Here is a 16,497-nt window from a genome sequence, read left to right on the forward strand (position 1 = left end):
GGGGAACTACAGGAGGAGCGCGCCCGGGTCCCGGACCAGCGGGGCCGTGCCGACGGAGTTGCTCACGTTGAAGGTGACGCTCCCCGCCCGGTAGCGGTCCTCGGTCCACTCGATGGGGCGGCCGTCCGGGTTGCTGGTGAGGTGGCGCTGGCGCAGGAGGGGGCTGCCCCGGCGGACGCGGAGCAGCCGGGCGTCGTCGCTGCCGGCCGGCACGGCGTCGATGAGGTGCTCGCCGTAGTGGGCGACGATCCCGGCCTCCCCGGCCATGCTGTCCATGATCGAGGCGCAGTCGACCGGCAGGGCCTCGACGGCGGGGGCGACCCAGGCCGCGTACGCGGTGCGCTCCACCATCACCGGCTCCCCGTCCAGGTACCGCAGCCGCAGCACGCCGAGGACCCCGGCGCCCTCCGGCAGGACGAGCCGGCGCGCCTCCTCGGGGGTGGCGGGGCGCCGCTCGCGGTGCAGGAAGCGGCTCGTGGCCCGGTAGCCCATGGCCCGCGCCCACTGGGCGAAGCTGTGCAGCTCGGCGAAGCTGTGCCGGCGCTCGCGCCGGAGCACGATGCGGCGGGCGCCCTGGCGGGAGCCGATCAGTCCCTCGGAGGTGAGCAGGGCGACGGCCTGACGCACGGTGCCGCGCGAGGCGGACCAGCGGTCGGCGAGGTCGCTCTCGGACGGCAACCGGGCGCCGACGGGGTACTCGCCGCTGAGGATCGAGCGGCGGAGCCCCTCCGCGATCTCCACGTAGAGCGCCGTCACGGCGTCCCCCTTCCCACGCGTGGCTGTGCGCACGCGGTCACGGCGCGTGCTGTCCTTCCGTCCACCCTAACCCGAGGCACGGGCGCGCGGCGGCCCGTCGGTTCATCCCAACTCCACCGCGTTCAACTGGGGTTCACCGCCACCGGGTCTTCCGGGAGGCGTGGGGGACCCGTCACGCGCCGTTCACCCGCCGGACAGGCGGTGCGGGCGAACTAGGGGCGTCTTGTCCAGACAAGTTTCGCGCTGACTGCCGACAAGTCCCACCCTCGCCCCTGACAAGTCCCACCCTCGCTCCCGGGAGAACCCGTGCACAGAAACCCCGTCCGCGGTGCCGCCGTCCTGCTCGGCGCCGTCGTCCTCACCACCGTCACCGCCTGCGGCGCCGCCCCCGAGGGCGAGGCCGGAGCGAAGGGCGACGGCGCGAAGGCCGCCACCGCGGCCTCCGCCAAGGACCTCGGCGGCCTGGACGCCCTCGCCGCGGCGGCGAAGAAGGAGGGTGCGCTCCACGTCATCGCCCTGCCGCCGGATTGGGCCAACTACGGCGAGCTGATCAAGGCGTTCGAGAAGAAGTACGGCATCCAGGTCGAGAGCGAGAACCCGGACGCCTCCAGCGCCGACGAGATCGCCGCCGTCAAGTCCCGCAAGGGACAGAAGCGGGCCCCCGACGTCCTCGACCTGGGCATCGCCTTCGCCCGCAGCGGCGCCGAGGAAGGCCTCTTCGCCCCGTACAAGGTCGAGGCCTGGGACAAGATCCCCGCGGGTCAGAAGGACGAGGCCGGGCGCTGGTACAACGACTACGGCGGCTACGTCTCCATCGGCTGCGACGCCAAGCGGATCCCGAACTGCCCGACGACCTTCGCCGACCTCCTCAAGCCCGAGTACAAGGGCAAGGTCGCCCTCAACGGCAACCCGACCAAGTCCGGCTCGGCCTTCGGCGGCGTCTACGCGGCCGCCCTCGCCAACAAGGGCTCCTTCGCCGACATCCAGCCCGGCATCGACTTCTTCGGCGCGCTGAAGAAGAGCGGCAACTTCATCCCCGTCGAGTCCACCCCGGCCACGGTCGAGAAGGGCGAGACACCCATCAGCATCGACTGGGACTACCTCAACGCCGGCTACGCCGACCAGTTCCGGTCCAAGGGCGTCGACTGGAAGGTCGCCGTCCCCACCGACGGCGTCTACGCCCAGTACTACTCCCAGGCCGTCAACAAGGACGCCCCGCACCCGGCCGCCGCCCGCCTGTGGATGGAGTTCCTCTACAGCGCCGAGGGCCAGAACCTCTGGCTCAAGGGCTACGCCCGCCCCGTCCTGCTCCCGGCCATGACCGCCGACGGCACCGCCGACAAGACCTTCGTCGCCAAGCTCCCGAAGGTCGAGGGCGCCCCCGCCTTCCCGGCCTCCGCCGAACTCGACAAGGCCAAGGCCACCCTCGCCGAGAAGTGGGACAAGGCCGTCTCCTGATGTCCTCCGCCTCCTCCACCCCCACCACGGGAACCGCCTCCCCGACGGAGGCCGCTCCCGCCACGGGAACCGCCGGCGGCATCCGCCGCCGGCGGCGCGGACCCCGCCCCTGGCTCGCCGCCCTCCCGCTGATCTCCTTCACCGCCCTCTGCTTCGGACTCCCGCTCGGAGCCCTGGTGTACGGGGCCGTGACCCGCACCGACCCGGCCACCGGAGCCACCGCGCCGACCGGCGAGCACCTGAGCCGCTCCCTCCAGGGCCCCTACCTCGGTTCCCTGATCGGCAGCGTGCAGCTCTCCGCCCTCACCGCGCTCCTCGGCTCCGTCCTCGGCGTCCTCATCGCCCAGGCCGTCGTCACCTCCCGCTCCCGGGCCCTGCGCGGCGCGGTCCTCACCGCCTCCGGCGTCCTCGCCAACTTCGGCGGCGTCCCGCTCGCGTTCGCGTTCATCGCGACCCTCGGCATCTCCGGCGTCGTCACCCGACTCGCCGACCTCACCTCCCTGGGCTGGAACCTGTACTCGTTCACCGGCCTCACCGTCGTCTACCTGTACTTCCTGATCCCGCTGATGGTCCTGGTGACCGCCCCCGCCCTCGACGGCCTGCGGCCCCAGTGGCGCGAGGCCGCGCGGAACGCGGGCGCCGATGGATGGCAGTACTGGCGCCACGTCGGCCTCCCGGTCCTCGCGCCCTCGCTGCTCGGCGGGTTCGTGCTGCTCTTCGGCAGCGCCTTCGCCGCCCACGCGACGGCCGCCGCGCTCGTCGGCGGCTCCGTCCCCCTGGTCACCCTGAAGATCGCCGACGCGCTCTCCGGGAACGTCCTGGTCGGCCAGGAGAACGTCGCCCTCGCCCTCGGCCTCGACATGATCCTCGTCGCCGGACTCGTCATGGCCCTCTACCTCCCCCTCCAGCGCAGGAGCGCCCGATGGCTGCGATGACCCCCACCGCCCCGGACACCACGCCGGAGACCGGGGCGCGGGCGGACGACCGGCCCGCCGCTCCCGTACGGCGCGCCCGCCCCCGCCCCCGCGTGTGGCGCGGACTCGTCCTCGGCCTCGGCGGCGCGTACTTCCTGGTCCCGCTGATCGCCTCGTTCGTGTTCACGGTCCACACCCCCGGCCAGGGCGTCTCCTTCGCCGCGTACACCGAACTCCTGGGCGCAGAGGGCTTCCTGAGCAGCCTGCTGCTCTCCCTCGGGCTCGCCGCCGCCACCATCGCGCTGTCCCTGCTGCTCGCCGTGCCCGCCCTGGTGGCCGTGCGGCTCGGCGCACCCCGGCTGCGCCCGGTGATCGAGGTGCTGTGCACCCTGCCGCTCGTGGTGCCGCCGATCGCCCTGGTCACCGGCATCACCACGGTCCTGCGCTGGGGCCCCGACCACCTCTCGCGGACCCCGCTCTACCAGACGTTCCTCGCCGTTCAGAACGAGGACTTCCCCGTCGTCCTGGTCCTCGCGTACACCGTCATGGCCCTGCCGTTCGTGTACCGCTCCCTCGACGCCGGACTGCGCGCCGTCGACGTCCCGACCCTCGTCGAGGCCGCCCGCAACTGCGGGGCGAGCCGCACGTACGTGATGCTCCGCGTGATCCTGCCCAACCTGCGCTCCTCGCTCGCGGGCGCCGCCTTCCTCACCCTGGCCCTGGTCCTCGGCGAGTTCACCGTCGCCTCGCTCCTCGGCTTCCGGCCGTTCGCGGTGTGGATCGTCTCCATCTCCGGCGCCCAGGCCCGGATGTCGGTGGCCGTCTCCCTGCTCAGCCTGCTCGTCACCTGGGCCCTGCTGCTCGTCCTGTCCCGGGCGGGAACGGCACCGACCGGCCCCCGTGCTCCCTCCCGCACCTCCCTCCGCGCCCCCCGCCGTACCGTCCGCAAGGAGTCCTGACCCCTCATGTCCTCAGCAACAGCGGAACGGACGGAGACCGCGGCCGTCACCGGGGCGCGCGTCGAATTCCGCGGCCTGCGCCGCTCGTTCGGCCCCACCACCGCCCTCGACGGACTCGACCTGACGGTGGAGCCGGGCGAACTCCTCGCCCTGCTCGGCCCGTCGGGCTGCGGCAAGACCACTGCCCTGCGCGTCCTCGCCGGCTTCGAGCACCCCGACGCGGGCGAGGTCCTCGTCGACGGCACCGACATCACCCACGTGCCGGCCAACCGCCGCGACGCCGGGATGGTCTTCCAGTCGTACAGCCTCTTCCCGCACCTCACCGCCCGCGACAACGTCGCCTTCGGCCTGCGGGTGCGGAAGGCCGGGGCGGCCGAGCGGCGCGCCCGCGCCGCCGAACTCCTCGACCTGGTGGGCCTGCCGCAGCACGGTGACCGCTACCCGCACCAGATGTCGGGCGGCCAGCAGCAGCGCGTGGCCCTGGCCCGCGCCCTCGCCCTGCGCCCCCGCGTCCTGCTCCTCGACGAACCGCTCTCGGCGCTCGACGCCAAGGTCCGCCTCGGCCTCCGGGAGGAGATCCGGCGGCTCCAGCTCGACCTCGGCATCACCACGGTCTTCGTCACCCACGACCAGGAGGAGGCGCTGTCCATGGCGGACCGCGTCGCCGTCCTCAACGCCGGACGCCTCGAACAGTGCGCGGCCCCGGCCGAGTTGTACCGGCGCCCCGCGACCGCGTTCGTCGCCGACTTCATCGGCACCATGAACCGGCTGCCCGGCCGCCTCGCGGGCCCCGGCCTCGTCGAGGTCGCGGGCGCCCGGCTGCCCGTCGACGGCGAGGCGCCGAAGGGCCCCGCGGTCGAGGTGCTCGTGCGCCCCGAGAACCTCACCGTGACCGAGGACCCCGGCGGCGACGCGACGGTGGTCTCCGCCTCCTTCCTCGGCCCGGTCACCCGCCTCCACCTCGACCGCGCCGGTACGCCGGTCAAGGCCGACCTGCCGTCGCGGGACGCCGGAGCGCTCGCCCCGGGCACACGCGTCGCCCTCGGCGTCGTCCACCACCCCGCCCTCGTCGTGGCCGGGAGGGCGGCCGGTGAGTGAACTCGCCGCGGTCCTCTTCGACATGGACGGCACCCTCGTCGACACCGAGACCCTCTGGTGGGACGCCACCGAGGAGGTCGCCGCCCGGCTCGGCCACCGCCTGACGGCCGCCGACGCCCCCGAGGTCGTCGGCCGCGCCGTCGAGGACACCGCCGCCCACCTCGTACGGGCCACGGGCCTGCCGGAGGTGACGGAGGGAGCGGGGACGACGGAGGCCGGAGGGACGTCCGGGGTCGCCTCCGCGCTGACCACCGCCTTCCGGCGGCGCGTCGACGCGGGCGCGCCGCTGCGCCCGGGAGCGGGACGGCTGCTCGCCGAACTGGAGCGCGAGGGCGTCCCGTTCGCGCTGGTCAGCGCGTCTCCCCGGTCGGTGGTCGACGCGGTGACCGGCGGCGCGCTCGCCCGCGTCCCGTTCGCCTTCACCCTCTCGGCCGACGACACCGACCGCACGAAGCCGCACCCCGACCCGTACCGGACGGCCGCCCGCCGCCTGGGAGTTCCGCCCGCGTCCTGCGTGGCCGTCGAGGACTCGCCGGACGGGACCGCCTCGGCCGACGCGGCGGGCTGCGTCGTCCTGGTCGTCCCCTCCCTGCTCCCGGTGGAGCCGGGGCCGGGACGGGTCTTCGCGGAGAGCCTGGAGGAGGTCTCCCTCGCCACCCTGCGCGGCCACCTGCGGCACGGCCGCTCCCCGGCCGTCAGCCCGCCCAGCGTCCCGACATGAAGGTGATCGCCAGGACGGTGCTCAGCGGCGCGACCAGACAGAGGTACGTGATCGTGACCCACCGCCTGCGCACGCTCCAGACGGCCAGGCCGACCCACAGCGGCCACCACAGGAGGGTGCTGCGGGCCACGGACATGTACCAGTACGAGGTGCCGAGCGCCCACAGCGTCAGCGCGATGTACACGGCCTCCGGCCAGCGGCGCCGCACGACGAGGACGGCGAGCAGCGCCAGGCCGAGCACCATGGCGAGCAGGTCCGCCTGGAACTGGACGGCGTAGCCGGTGGCCTGGGTGTGGCCGAAGGCCTCGTGCCAGGTCTGCGACCAGGCCTCCCAGGGGGCGCGGAAGTGGCGGTACCAGCCGCGTTCCTGCGCGTGCTTCCACGCCATGGGGTCGCCGGTCCGCCCGTACAGGTACCAGAAGTAGAGGAGCGCGGGCAGGCCGGGCAGGACGAGCCAGACGGCGTCGCGCCTCCGGCTCGCCCCTTCGTCCCGCCGCGTCGTCAGGAAGAGGACGACGAGCGCGGCGGCGAGGAAGAGCCCGCTGATCCGCACGGTGGTGGCCCCGGCGGCGAGCGCCGGGGCGAGGAGCCACCGCTGCCGCCGGGCCGCGAGCCAGGCGGGCAGGGCGAGGGCGAGGAAGAGCGCCTCGCTGTACCCGGCGGCCAGGAAGACCGCGCAGGGCGACACCAGGAGGAAGAGGGCGGCGCGCCGGCCCGCGCCGGAACCGGGCAGGTGCAGCTCGGCGATCCGGGCGAGGGCCACGGCGGCGACGGCCCCGGCGACGAGCGAGACGAGGAGCCCGGCGACGGTCCAGTGGGGCACGAGGACGTGCACGGCCCGCAGGACCAGGGGGAGGCCGGGGAAGAACGCCTCCCGGTTGTCCCCCTCGCCCGGCCCCCCGGGGAAGTAGCCGTCCCTGGCTATGTTCAGGAAGTGCCCCCAGTCCCAGTGCTCGAAGGGCGCGAGGACCGGCTCGGGCACCCGGGCGTCACCGGACGCCGGGAACAGCCAGCGGGTGCAGTACGCGGTCGTCCACACGGCCACCCGCGTCAGCAGGTACAGCCACAGGACCTCGCGGTCGGCGGGGCGGAGGCGGGGCGGCGGCACGGGCGCGGGCGGGACCTCCGAGGGGACCGCGCGCACGGCGGGATCCGTCCGTACGGAGGTGTGCCCGGGGGAGGGCGGTGCCGAGATCGGCATGGATGAGGTCTCTCCGTGAGTACGCGGGCACGCCGAAGGGGCGGTGCGCGCGGGTACGCGGGTACGGGGAAGGGCGGGGCGGCCCGGTGGTGCGGGGCCGCTCCGGGAGCGCGGACGCGACCGGCGGCCGACCGGTGGGAAGCGTCCACGAAACGTCCGGGAAGTCCGGGAGAAGAGGCGCGGGTCAGCCCCGCGGCGGTGTCGTCGTCGCCATGGTCGTCGCCGTCTCCGGCGGGGTCATCGGGGTCGTCGTCCTACTGGAGGTCGTCGGCGGACGGGTCCGCAGGCTCTCCGTCGTCGCGCTGCCGGGGCCCGGCGGAGTGCTGTTCTCCGTCCCCTGCGGCAGGGGCTCGGGACGGTGGGTGGGGCTGGGGCCGGGCGGGGGTACGGAGGGGCTCGTCGCGGGCAGGACGGGGTCCGCGGGCCCGGGGGCGAGCGAGGCGGCCGTCGCCACGCCGAGGACGGCGACGACGCCCGCCGTGACCGTGGCGAGGGCCAGCCGGCGCCGGTGGGCGCGCCTGCCCCGTTCGACGACCTGCGCGACCGGGAGCGTCGTGGCCTCCCGGCTGCCGTGGTCGGCGGCGGCCCGGAACAGGGCCCTCAGGGAGGGATCGGTGGGGTCGTTCACCGGGATCCGGCCTCCTGTTCGGTGTCCTTGAGCCGGTCGGCGAGGGCGGTGCGCCCCCGGCCGAGGTGGGTCTTGACGGTGCTGGCGGACAGCCCGGTCTCGCCCGCGATCTGCTCGACGGTGAGGTCGCACAGGTAGTGCAGGGTGACGGTGCGCCGCTGCTGGGCCGGGAGGGTGCGCAGGGCGTCGACGAGCACCACGTGCTCCGGCCCGGGGCCGGCCGCGTGGGACGGGGCCGCGCGCCTGCTCCAGGCGTCGGCCGTACGCCTCCGGAAGCGCCACCGGCTCACGGCGAGGCGCCAGGCGACCGTGCGGATCCACGCCTCCGGTCCGCTGTCGCCGTCCAGCTGGCGCCGCCGGTTCCAGCCCTTGATGAATGCCTCCTGGACAACGTCTTCAGCCTCCTGCAGATCGCCGAGCATGACGTAGAGCTGCCCGGTGAGCCGCCCGACCGACTGGACGTAGAACGCTTCGAACTCTTCGACGGTCAACGGCAACTCCCGGGTCTCTCGCTTCACCGGGCATACGCCTGGCACGGCCCCGACGGTCGACACCGATCCCGAAGAAGGCACGTGAGCCCGGTCACACCGTGGACCCGCGCGGTCGTTCTCCGACCGTCGACCCTACGGCCCGCCCGGCGGACCGGGGCTTTCGGGCCCTTCAGGCCGTGGGGGAGGCGTCCCGTACGGGGTGCTTGCTCAGGATCGACACCCGGTTGAACGCGTTGATGGCGATCGCCACCCAGATCACGGCGGAGAGCTCGTCGTCGGTGAGGGCCCGGCGGGCCTCCTCGTAGGCGCGCTCCTGCGCGGGGGCGTCGGAGGGGTGGGTGGTGGCCTCGGCCAGGGCGAGGGCGGCGCGCTCGCGCGCCGTGAAGAGCTCGGTGTCGCGCCAGGCGGCGAGCACGCCGAGGCGACGGGTCGTCTCGCCGGCGCGCAGGGCGGCGCGGGTGTGCACGTCGAGGCAGGAGGCGCAGCCGTTGAGCTGGGACACCCGGAGGTTGACGAGCTCCACCAGGAGCCGGTCGAGCCCCGCGTCGGCGGCGGTCGCGCGCACGGCCTCGGCCGTCCGGACCAGGGCGTGATAGGCCTGGGGGCTCTGCTTGTCGAGATACACCCGTCCGGCCGCGGGGGCTCCTGCCACATCGCTCACTGCGCACTCCGTTCTCGGGGCCTTCCGCGGTCGCGGAAGCTATCATCGTCCATGATTGTTTAAAATAAAACTACATGTTTCCGGAGGGGGACGAGAATGAGCGGCAAGACGGAGGTCGGTTCGGGGACGGTCGGGTCCGAGGTCACGGGGGCGGGGGCCGGGGCCGTCGGAGGCGTCGGGGCCGTCGGGACCGAGGTCGAGGTGCTGTCCGCCCGGGACGTCCCCCTGGGCGGCCCGCGGGCGATGACCGTACGGCGCACGCTCCCGCAGCGGTCCCGGACCCTCATCGGCGCCTGGTGCTTCGCCGACCACTACGGTCCCGACGACGTCGCGGAGTCCGGCGGCATGGACGTGGCCCCGCACCCGCACATCGGCCTGCAGACCGTGAGCTGGCTGTTCGAGGGCGAGATCGAGCACCGCGACAGCCTGGGCAGCCACGCGTTCGTACGCCCCGGCGAGCTCAACCTCATGACGGGCGGACACGGCATCTGCCACTCGGAGGTCTCCACCGCCCGCACCACGGTCCTGCACGGCGTGCAGCTCTGGGTCGCCCTCCCCGGGGAGCACCGGAACGCCGCCCGCGACTTCCAGCACCACGCCCCCGGGACGGTCCGCCTCGACGGGGTGGACGTCAGGGTCTTCCTCGGCACCCTGGCTGGCGAGACCTCCCCGGTGCGGACCTTTACGCCCCTGCTCGGCGCCGAACTCCTCCTCGCCCCCGGCGCGACCGTCACGCTCCCCGTCGACCCCGCCTTCGAGCACGGCCTGCTCGTCGACCGGGGAGAGGTCCGTCTGGCCGGAACCCTCCTGCACCCGGCCGAACTGGGCTACGCCGCCCCCGGCCCCGACGCCCTCACCCTGACGAACGAGTCGGACGCCCCGGCCCGCGCGGTCCTCCTGGGCGGCCCGCCCTTCGAGGAGGAGATCGTCATGTGGTGGAACTTCATCGGCCGCACGGACGAGGAGATCAGGCAGGCGCGCGAGGACTGGGCGGCCGCCTCCGACCGCTTCGGCGAGGTGCGTGGCTACGACGGCGCCCGACTGCCCGCTCCCGAACTGCCCGCTGTTCCCCTGAAGCCGCGCGGACGACTGCGCTGAACTGGGAGAACGCGGGGCCGTGCTGGCGGTACGGCCGCTGAAGACGGTCGCCTCGGGACGTCCGGTCCGCTGCCCGGCCCGTGCTCGGGGCTCGGGTGTCTGCCGGGTTCGGGAGGGAGCGTGTCGAGTCGCGTCTCCAGGTGTCTGCGGCAAGGCTCGATCGGATCGATGCCGACCTTTCGCCGACGAGCCGTCATATGCGTTGCGCGGGAGTCGGCGACTTCCTCGCCCGATGGTCATACAGGCGATCCGGCGTGCCTGGTCTGCTGCCCGGGGCGGTCCCGATCATCGGACCGCCGCCACGTCGTCGGAGCCGGCGCCTGTGCGTCACGGGCGGATGGAGAACCCGGACGAATGGAGGACTGGGGTACGAGGTATCAGCCCGTCTCGTCCTGTCGGCAAGGGCGCTCTCCCGCAGGAACCGCGTCGGCGCGTCGACCGGACAGCCGCCTTCCGTCTCGCGGACCGGTTGGCCTTCGTCCCGGGAACGGTGCGGCCGGGTCCCGGGGCGACAGGCCCCGGGAGGGGGGCAGGGGAGGACGTGCGCGGGGATCGGCGCGTGGTCTCGTTCACGGCCGCTTCCTGCGGAAGGAGCGCCGCCATGCCGACGGCCTGCGGCCCCGCCGTGGAGGCACCGCTCGTCATCGTGTACCGGAGACCGGGCGTGAAGGCCGTCATGGCCGAGGATCCGGACACCGTGACGGCGACGTCGGGCGTCGCCGTCTGCGGCTTCATGCCGGTGTCACCGACGCGCGGGCTCCGGCCGGAGAAGGGTGTGCCGACGTCGGCGCCGGCGGAATCGGCGGCCGCTTCCGCGAGGGTCTCGTCGGTCGCGGCGGGCAGGCGCGCGGTGCTCGACCCGGGGCCGGCGTCGCCCGCCGCGACGGCGAAGAGCGGGCCGTTTTCCTCGGCGGGCTCTTCCAGGGCTCGACCGACCGGAGCGGAGCCGCGTCGGTCGGCCGTGAGCACGGTCCGGGAAGGTCAGCTGCCGGAACGGGTACGGCGGCGGGCCATGGTGGTCAGGAGCGTTCCGATGACCACGAACGCGGCGGCGCTGCCGCTCGCGACGGCCAGGGCGGCGGTGCGGGACCCGGTTTCGGCCAGGGCGGCGTGCTTACCCGCCCCGGCTGCGGTGGCGCCGGCCGCGTCACGGATCTGCTGGGTGACGACATCGGGGTGGGACATCATCGACACGTGGGAGGAGTCGATCTCCACGGTGTGGGACTTGGCCCGCTTGGCCTCGAAGCGCTCCAGGCCCGGGGCTATGGCCTTGTCGTTCTTCGACACCACGAACCAGGAGGGAATGCTCTTCCAGGCGGCGGCGGTCGCCTTCTCCGCGAAGCCGGCCTGCGCGACGGGACGCTGTGTGGCCGCCATCAAGCGGGTCTGGGACTCGGGGAGGTCGGCGGCGAACACCGAGCGGAACTTGTCCGTCCTGATGTACAGATCCGTGCCGGTGCCGTCGGCGTACGGGATGGGGGCGAGCGCCGGTCCCAGCTCGCTGCCCGCGAACTTCATGGACAGCTCCGCCGGGGACTCGCCTACGTCGGGCATGAACGCCGAGACGTAGACGAGCACCTTGACGTCGGGATTCCCGGCGGCGGCCTGGGTGATGACAGCGCCGCCGTAAGAATGCCCGGCGAGCACGATCGGGCCTTTGATGCTCTTCAGCACGCTGGCGACGGAGGCGGCGTCGTTGGACAGTCCCCGCAGCGGGTTGGGCGGGGCGACGACCTCGTACCCGGCGTCCAGGAGGCGTTCGGCGACCGCGTTCCAGCCGGAGGCGTCGGCGAACGCGCCGTGTACCAGCACCACCGTCGGCTTCGCTTCCTTGCTTCCGCCCGCCGTGGCGCCTCTGTCGGCGGCGACGGCGGCGGAGGGAACGGCGGCGACCGCGCAGGTCGCCATGCCGAAAGCGGCGACGGTGGCTATTCGGCGCCGAGAGAGCAGCGTGTTCATGAATCTTCCTTACGGGAGGGGGTGCTATCCCCGACCTCACTGCCGCCCGGCCCGCGCGGCACCCCGAGAAGGGCGATCGGGTGAACGGCCTTACCCGCACACAGGCGCTGAAGCCGGGACCGGTCCAGCAGGGCGTGTGACCGCTCCGTCGTGCGGGGCCGGACGGTGTCCACGGTCGCGGCTTGGCCCTCACGTGACGTGAGGCCGGAGGGTGGGCGCATGAGCGCCTACTACAACGCGTTCGAGATGAGTCCCGTGCCCGCCCCCGGCCCGGACCGGATGATCGACGCCCACGAGCGCGGCCTGCCGCTGACCGCCGAGCGGCAGGCCGCGATCTCCGGCCCCGAGTGGGACCCGGACGGGCCGGCCCGGGCCCGTCGACGCCACGGCGACACCACGCAATGGCGGCAGTACGCCGAAGGCTCGGCCTCGTGCGCTCCGGAGGAGTGGCGGGCCGTCGCCGACCTCGACCGCGCCCTCGGGGAGGCGATGGACGCCGGCGTCACGCCCGGCGGCCCGGAGGCGAACCGGCTCGTCGACCGCCACCGCGAGGTCTTCTCCGCGTACTTCCCCCTCACCCGGCAGACGCAGGTCTGCCTCGGCCGCATGTACGAGGCCGATCCGGGGTTCGCCGCCCACTACGACGGCGTCCGCGCCGACCTCGCCACGTGGTTCCGCCGGGTCGTCGACGCCGGTGCGCGGGCCCACGGCATCGACCCCGACGCCGCCACCTGGGAGGGGAATTGACGAGCCCTCTCCGCCGCGTGCTCGGGCTTCGGCGGCGGCCCGCCCGTCGTGGACGAGGCCGTCAGCCGTGGAGCGCCCAGACCTCCGGCAGGCCGAGGTCCGTGTAGAGGCGGTCGCGCTGGTCGGGGGCGAGGGTGGTGGTGACGGCGGCCAGGGTGCGGTGCTCCTCGCCCGGCGTCGCCGCGACGGCGCCGCGGACGATCGCGGCCCGGGTCGGGGCCGGCAGGGCGGGCAGCATCGCGCGGAGGTCCGCCAGGCCTTCGGCGGCGGTGCGGGAGGCGCGGAAGGCGGCGAAGACGGCCTCCAGCTCGTCCTCGGCGGTGTGCTCCCACAGGGCCGGCATCGCGACCGTCTCCTCGGCGTGCAGATGGGCCAGGTAGGCGGCGATCACCTCGTTGAGGGCCAGGTACAGCCCGTGCCGGGCTTCCGGCAGGCCGTCGGCGGGGGTGCCGGGCAGGGCGCGGGCGCCCGCGTCGAGCGCGACGAAGGCGGCGTCGAGGCGCAGGTGTTCGGCGTCCAGCGCGTCGGCGGCGGCCGGCGCGCGCTCCCGCAGCAGGGGGTGGATGAAGGTGTCCTCGTGGTCGGCGTGCTCGCGGAGTTCCGAGGTCAGGGCGAGGCAGCGTTCGGCGTACGCCGTGGCGGCACCGGCCCGGTCGAGGTCGGCGGCTCCGAGCTCGACGGCCAGCGCGAACATGCGGGCGCGCTGTCCCATGTGAACATTCCGGTAGAGGTCGGTCCTGGGCATGTCGTGTCCTGGGGGATCGGAAACGAATTGGATGACAACATGTTGCGCTTTCGGCAATGTGTTGTCAAGAGAGGGGAGTGTGCGATGCCCGACGAGGCGGCCCTGCTGATCGCCGACGTCTACGAGGCGGCCGGTGCGCTGCGGCGGCTGGGCGAGGAGACCGCCGCCGCGGAGGGGCTCACCCAGGCGCGGTGGCAGTTGCTGAGCGTCGTGTCCGAGGAGCCGCTCACGGCCCCCCAGGCCGCCCGGCGCCTGGGCGTCAGCCGCCAGAACGTCCAGCGCGTCGCCAACGACCTCGTGGCGCTCGGGCTCGCCGACCTCGCCGCGAACCCGGACCACCGCGCCTCGCCCCTGCTGACGCCGACGCCCGCCGGCGGGGACGCGCTCGCCCGCGTGACCGCGCGGGCCGAGGAGCGGCACCGCTCCCTCTTCACGGACCTCCCCGACGAGGAGATCCGCGCCGTGCGCGCCTCCCTCCGCCGCCTCCTGGCCGCCCTGGACGAGCGGGAGGGGACGCCGGGCCGCCGCTGACGCGCGCGGTGGCGGCGCTCCTGCGCCGGGGGCTGTCACGGCCGTGGAGGGGGCGGCCGGGGAGCGACGGGTGAGATCACCCGAACGGGTCGTTCCCTATCGCGGGCGAAGTCGTTGGGGAGTCTGGAATTCCGAAAACGACCACAACCGACCACTGCTCGCCCGAGCCGTCCCGAAGCTTCCGCAGGAACGTATCTGCGACTCCGCTCCGGGACGGCTCACCGGGGCGGGCCCCGAACCCCGACGGGGCGTTCCGCCGCCGTCACTACGGACGCAGAAACCTTGAAGAAGCTCATCGCAACCGCACTGTTCACCGGCGCCTTCGCCGCGGGCACGGCCATGACCGCCCCCGCGGACCTGACCGGTCCCACGTCCACCATGCCGTCGGCCGACACGCTGTACGACCTGCTGGACGCGGACCTCGTCGACGAGAAGCCGCCCGCGCCGCAGGAATGACCCCGCCGTCGCCCTCGGCTCGGTCAGGCCGTGTCCACGCGCGCGGCGATCGCGTCGAGGAGCAGCCCGAGGGTCGTCTCGAACTGGTCGTCGTCGTCGGCTTCGGCCAAGTGCGGCGCGACGGCGGCCAGATGGGGATAGAGCGTCGGCGGGACGGCGAGGTACTCCCGGCGCCAGGCCATCCTGTCGCCCTCCCTGGCGCGGCCGTCGAGCGCGGCCGAGGCGGCCTCGTAGGAGGAGAGCGCCAGGGCCGTGTCGACCAGGGAGCGGTAGTAGCGGGCCGCGTCCCGGTCGCCGAGGCCCGCCGCGCGGAGCGCGCCGACGACCGCGTCCGCGCCCCGGAACTCCGCGGCGCGCCGGGAGACCCGGGTGGTGGAGAGCAGGGCGACCCGGGGATGGGCGAGGCAGGCCGCGCGCATCCGCCGCGCCAGCGCCTCCAGCGTCTCCCGCCAGTCGTCCGCGGGCGCGAAGCCGTCGAGGGCCTCTTCGACCAGCCGGTCCGCGAGGCCGAGCAGGATCTCGTCCTTGCCGGAGAAGTGCCGGAGCACCGCGGTGTGGTTCGTGCCCAGTTCGGCGCCGAGACGGCGGAGCGTCAGCGCGTCGGGCCCTTCGCGCTCCACCAGGGCGAGGGCCGTGTCCAGGATGCGCTTCTGGTTCAGTGCGGTGGTCGGCGGACGGCCACGGCGGGCTTTCCCCGGGGGTGCGCCCCGCCCTGCGGATTCCGTCATGGCCGCCATGCTACCGGCCGCCACCAGGGCTTCTCCGGTCCGCTCAGCCGTCCTGACCCAGCCAGGCCGTGAGCGCGGTGAGCGCGGCCACCGTCTCGGCGTCCCGCTCCGGATCGTCCGCCGTCGGCCAGGCGCTGGTCTTCACCACCACCACGTCCGCGACGGGATCGACCCAGAGGAACTGCCCGTGGATGCCCAGGCCGGTGAAGGCGCGGTGCTCGCCGCCCAGCGTCCACCACTGGTTCGCGTACCCGTAGTGGGCGGGCAGGTCCCCGCCGAGGGCGCCGACCTCCAGGTGCGGCAGCCCCGCCCCCCGGCTGCGCTCGACCCACGCCGCCGGCACGACCTGCCTCCCGTCCCAGGCCCCGCCGTGCGCCATCAGTACGCCGAGCCGTGCCAGGTCCCGGACCGTCGCGTTGAAGGAACCGCCGCCGAGCGCGGTGCGCGGACGCCCCCGGGTCAGGAAGTAGTAGGCGTCGCTCTCCGCCCCGACCGGGTCCCACAGGCGCCGGGCCGCGTAGCGGGCCAGCGGCACGCCCGTCGCCGCCTCCAGGGCCCGGCCCAGTACCTGGGTGTCGAGCGTGGAGTAGTTGAATACGGTCCCGGGCTCGGCGGCGCGCGGCAGCGAGCGCAGGACGTCCAGGACCGATCCGCCCCCGGTCACCGCCCGTTCGAAGCGGTTGATCGGCGCGCCGGGGTCGGCGTAGTCCTCGACGCCACCGGCACCGCTGCACATGTCGAGGAGGTGCCCGACCGTCGCCCCGTCGTAGGCGGAACCGGCCAGCTCGGGGAGGTGGGAGACTACCTGGTCGTCCAGCGAGAGGGCGCCCTCCTCCAGGGCGATGCCCACGAGCATCGACGTCACCGACTTCGTCAGCGAGAACAGCTGGAACCGCGCACCGGGCGAGGCGAAGCGGCCGGGATAGCTCTCGTGGACCAGGACGCCGCGGTGGACCACGGCGAACCCGGTGGTGTGGGTGCGGCGGTGGAACTCCTCCAGCGTGCGCCGCCGCCCGTCGAACGCGTACGAGCACTCCAGGGTTCGCGTCCGCCGGACGAACGGCCGTGGTCGTGAGGACCGGGGCACGGTGTCGGTGGGCATCAGGGCCGACATGTGCGTGAACGTCCACTCGTTGACCGGCCGCCCCGTGGCCACCGCCCCCTGATTGCGCCACAGCCACACCGCCCCCGCCGCCAGGCCGGCCCCCGCGACCGCAGTGACCGCCGTGCCCCCGAGCTCTCGCGCCTTGAGCGCCATCCCGTCCTCCTGTCGCGCCACATCATTTCGAACCAATGGTGACACCAGTGGTGACGAAGGTGCAAGGAGGGTCGGAGCAGGCCCCCGG

The 16,497-nt window shown here is 74.1% G+C and carries 18 protein-coding genes and 1 pseudogene; 9 read left to right on the forward strand and 10 right to left on the reverse strand.

Annotated features, from left to right (window positions below):
• Positions 1 to 6: 6 nt before the first annotated feature.
• Positions 7 to 756 (reverse strand): GntR family transcriptional regulator, encoded by a 750-nt coding sequence (locus AB0398_RS12300; protein WP_366374203.1) that lies wholly within the window; start codon positions 754 to 756, stop codon positions 7 to 9.
• 339 nt (positions 757 to 1,095) lie between these two features.
• On the opposite strand from AB0398_RS12300, the gene AB0398_RS12305 reads away from it, so the two are divergent.
• The 5 genes from AB0398_RS12305 to AB0398_RS12325 are packed head-to-tail and all read left to right on the forward strand — an operon-like array spanning position 1,096 to position 5,906.
• Positions 1,096 to 2,214, forward strand: coding sequence for an extracellular solute-binding protein (locus AB0398_RS12305; RefSeq protein ID WP_366374537.1), 1,119 nt, complete (start codon positions 1,096 to 1,098; stop codon positions 2,212 to 2,214).
• The gene (locus tag AB0398_RS12310) at positions 2,214 to 3,149 is read left to right on the forward strand and encodes an ABC transporter permease subunit (protein WP_366374204.1); all 936 of its coding nucleotides are present in this window, start codon (positions 2,214 to 2,216) and stop codon (positions 3,147 to 3,149) included. The genes AB0398_RS12305 and AB0398_RS12310 overlap by 1 nt, the downstream gene beginning before the upstream one ends.
• On the forward strand, positions 3,137 to 4,087 hold the full coding sequence (locus tag AB0398_RS12315; RefSeq protein WP_366374206.1) for an ABC transporter permease subunit: 951 nt from the start codon (positions 3,137 to 3,139) through the stop codon (positions 4,085 to 4,087). Before AB0398_RS12310 ends, AB0398_RS12315 begins: the two co-directional genes overlap by 13 nt.
• Positions 4,088 to 4,093: 6 nt before the next feature.
• Complete coding sequence (locus tag AB0398_RS12320; protein ID WP_366374208.1) at positions 4,094 to 5,185, forward strand: ABC transporter ATP-binding protein; 1,092 nt, start codon at positions 4,094 to 4,096, stop codon at positions 5,183 to 5,185.
• Positions 5,178 to 5,906, forward strand: a complete 729-nt coding sequence (locus AB0398_RS12325; RefSeq protein ID WP_366374210.1) for an HAD family phosphatase — start codon at positions 5,178 to 5,180, stop codon at positions 5,904 to 5,906. The genes AB0398_RS12320 and AB0398_RS12325 overlap by 8 nt, the downstream gene beginning before the upstream one ends.
• Here the strand turns inward: AB0398_RS12325 and AB0398_RS12330 are convergent.
• From AB0398_RS12330 to AB0398_RS12345, 4 genes are all read right to left on the reverse strand, one after another.
• A complete protein-coding gene (locus AB0398_RS12330; RefSeq protein WP_366374211.1) occupies positions 5,881 to 7,107 on the reverse strand; it encodes a mannosyltransferase family protein in 1,227 nt (408 codons plus the stop codon). The two genes, AB0398_RS12325 and AB0398_RS12330, sit on opposite strands and share 26 nt — an antisense overlap.
• A 184-nt stretch (positions 7,108 to 7,291) precedes the next feature.
• A complete protein-coding gene (locus AB0398_RS12335) occupies positions 7,292 to 7,735 on the reverse strand; it encodes a hypothetical protein (RefSeq protein WP_366374213.1) in 444 nt (147 codons plus the stop codon).
• The gene (locus tag AB0398_RS12340; RefSeq protein WP_366374215.1) at positions 7,732 to 8,226 is read right to left on the reverse strand and encodes a SigE family RNA polymerase sigma factor; all 495 of its coding nucleotides are present in this window, start codon (positions 8,224 to 8,226) and stop codon (positions 7,732 to 7,734) included. Before AB0398_RS12340 ends, AB0398_RS12335 begins: the two co-directional genes overlap by 4 nt.
• A gap of 169 nt (positions 8,227 to 8,395) precedes the next feature.
• Positions 8,396 to 8,887: a carboxymuconolactone decarboxylase family protein gene (locus AB0398_RS12345; RefSeq protein WP_366374217.1), complete on the reverse strand. Its 492-nt coding sequence runs from the start codon at positions 8,885 to 8,887 to the stop codon at positions 8,396 to 8,398.
• Positions 8,888 to 8,983: 96 nt separating this feature from the next.
• Here AB0398_RS12345 and AB0398_RS12350 point away from each other — a divergent pair, with 96 nt between their 5' ends.
• The gene (locus AB0398_RS12350; RefSeq protein WP_366374219.1) at positions 8,984 to 9,985 is read left to right on the forward strand and encodes a pirin family protein; all 1,002 of its coding nucleotides are present in this window, start codon (positions 8,984 to 8,986) and stop codon (positions 9,983 to 9,985) included.
• 327 nt (positions 9,986 to 10,312) lie between these two features.
• Here AB0398_RS12350 and AB0398_RS12355 read toward each other — a convergent pair whose 3' ends face one another.
• Positions 10,313 to 10,954, reverse strand: a complete 642-nt coding sequence (locus AB0398_RS12355) for a S8 family serine peptidase (protein ID WP_366374221.1) — start codon at positions 10,952 to 10,954, stop codon at positions 10,313 to 10,315.
• A 12-nt stretch (positions 10,955 to 10,966) separates the two neighbouring features.
• Positions 10,967 to 11,944, reverse strand: coding sequence for an alpha/beta hydrolase (locus tag AB0398_RS12360; RefSeq protein ID WP_366374222.1), 978 nt, complete (start codon positions 11,942 to 11,944; stop codon positions 10,967 to 10,969).
• 267 nt (positions 11,945 to 12,211) lie between these two features.
• Here AB0398_RS12360 and AB0398_RS12365 point away from each other — a divergent pair.
• A pseudogene (locus AB0398_RS12365) lies at positions 12,212 to 12,691 on the forward strand (TipAS antibiotic-recognition domain-containing protein); the annotation flags it as partial.
• Between the two features lie 61 nt (positions 12,692 to 12,752).
• On the opposite strand, the gene AB0398_RS12370 reads toward AB0398_RS12365, so the two are convergent.
• On the reverse strand, positions 12,753 to 13,436 hold the full coding sequence (locus AB0398_RS12370; RefSeq protein WP_366374224.1) for a hemerythrin domain-containing protein: 684 nt from the start codon (positions 13,434 to 13,436) through the stop codon (positions 12,753 to 12,755).
• Between the two features lie 84 nt (positions 13,437 to 13,520).
• Here AB0398_RS12370 and AB0398_RS12375 point away from each other — a divergent pair, with 84 nt between their 5' ends.
• Both AB0398_RS12375 and AB0398_RS12380 read left to right on the forward strand, forming a co-directional pair.
• Positions 13,521 to 13,967, forward strand: a complete 447-nt coding sequence (locus tag AB0398_RS12375) for a MarR family winged helix-turn-helix transcriptional regulator (RefSeq protein ID WP_366374226.1) — start codon at positions 13,521 to 13,523, stop codon at positions 13,965 to 13,967.
• Between the two features lie 282 nt (positions 13,968 to 14,249).
• Complete coding sequence (locus AB0398_RS12380) at positions 14,250 to 14,423, forward strand: hypothetical protein (RefSeq protein ID WP_366374227.1); 174 nt, start codon at positions 14,250 to 14,252, stop codon at positions 14,421 to 14,423.
• Positions 14,424 to 14,446: 23 nt separating this feature from the next.
• Here AB0398_RS12380 and AB0398_RS12385 read toward each other — a convergent pair whose 3' ends face one another.
• Together AB0398_RS12385 and AB0398_RS12390 are read right to left on the reverse strand one after the other, a co-directional pair.
• Complete coding sequence (locus AB0398_RS12385) at positions 14,447 to 15,151, reverse strand: TetR/AcrR family transcriptional regulator (protein ID WP_366374229.1); 705 nt, start codon at positions 15,149 to 15,151, stop codon at positions 14,447 to 14,449.
• 43 nt (positions 15,152 to 15,194) lie between these two features.
• Complete coding sequence (locus AB0398_RS12390; RefSeq protein WP_366374231.1) at positions 15,195 to 16,409, reverse strand: serine hydrolase; 1,215 nt, start codon at positions 16,407 to 16,409, stop codon at positions 15,195 to 15,197.
• Between the last annotated feature and the right edge of the window lie 88 nt (positions 16,410 to 16,497).

This window comes from Streptomyces sp. NPDC086147, assembly GCF_040702165.1.
In the GTDB taxonomy this organism is placed as follows: Bacteria; Actinomycetota; Actinomycetes; order Streptomycetales; family Streptomycetaceae; genus Streptomyces.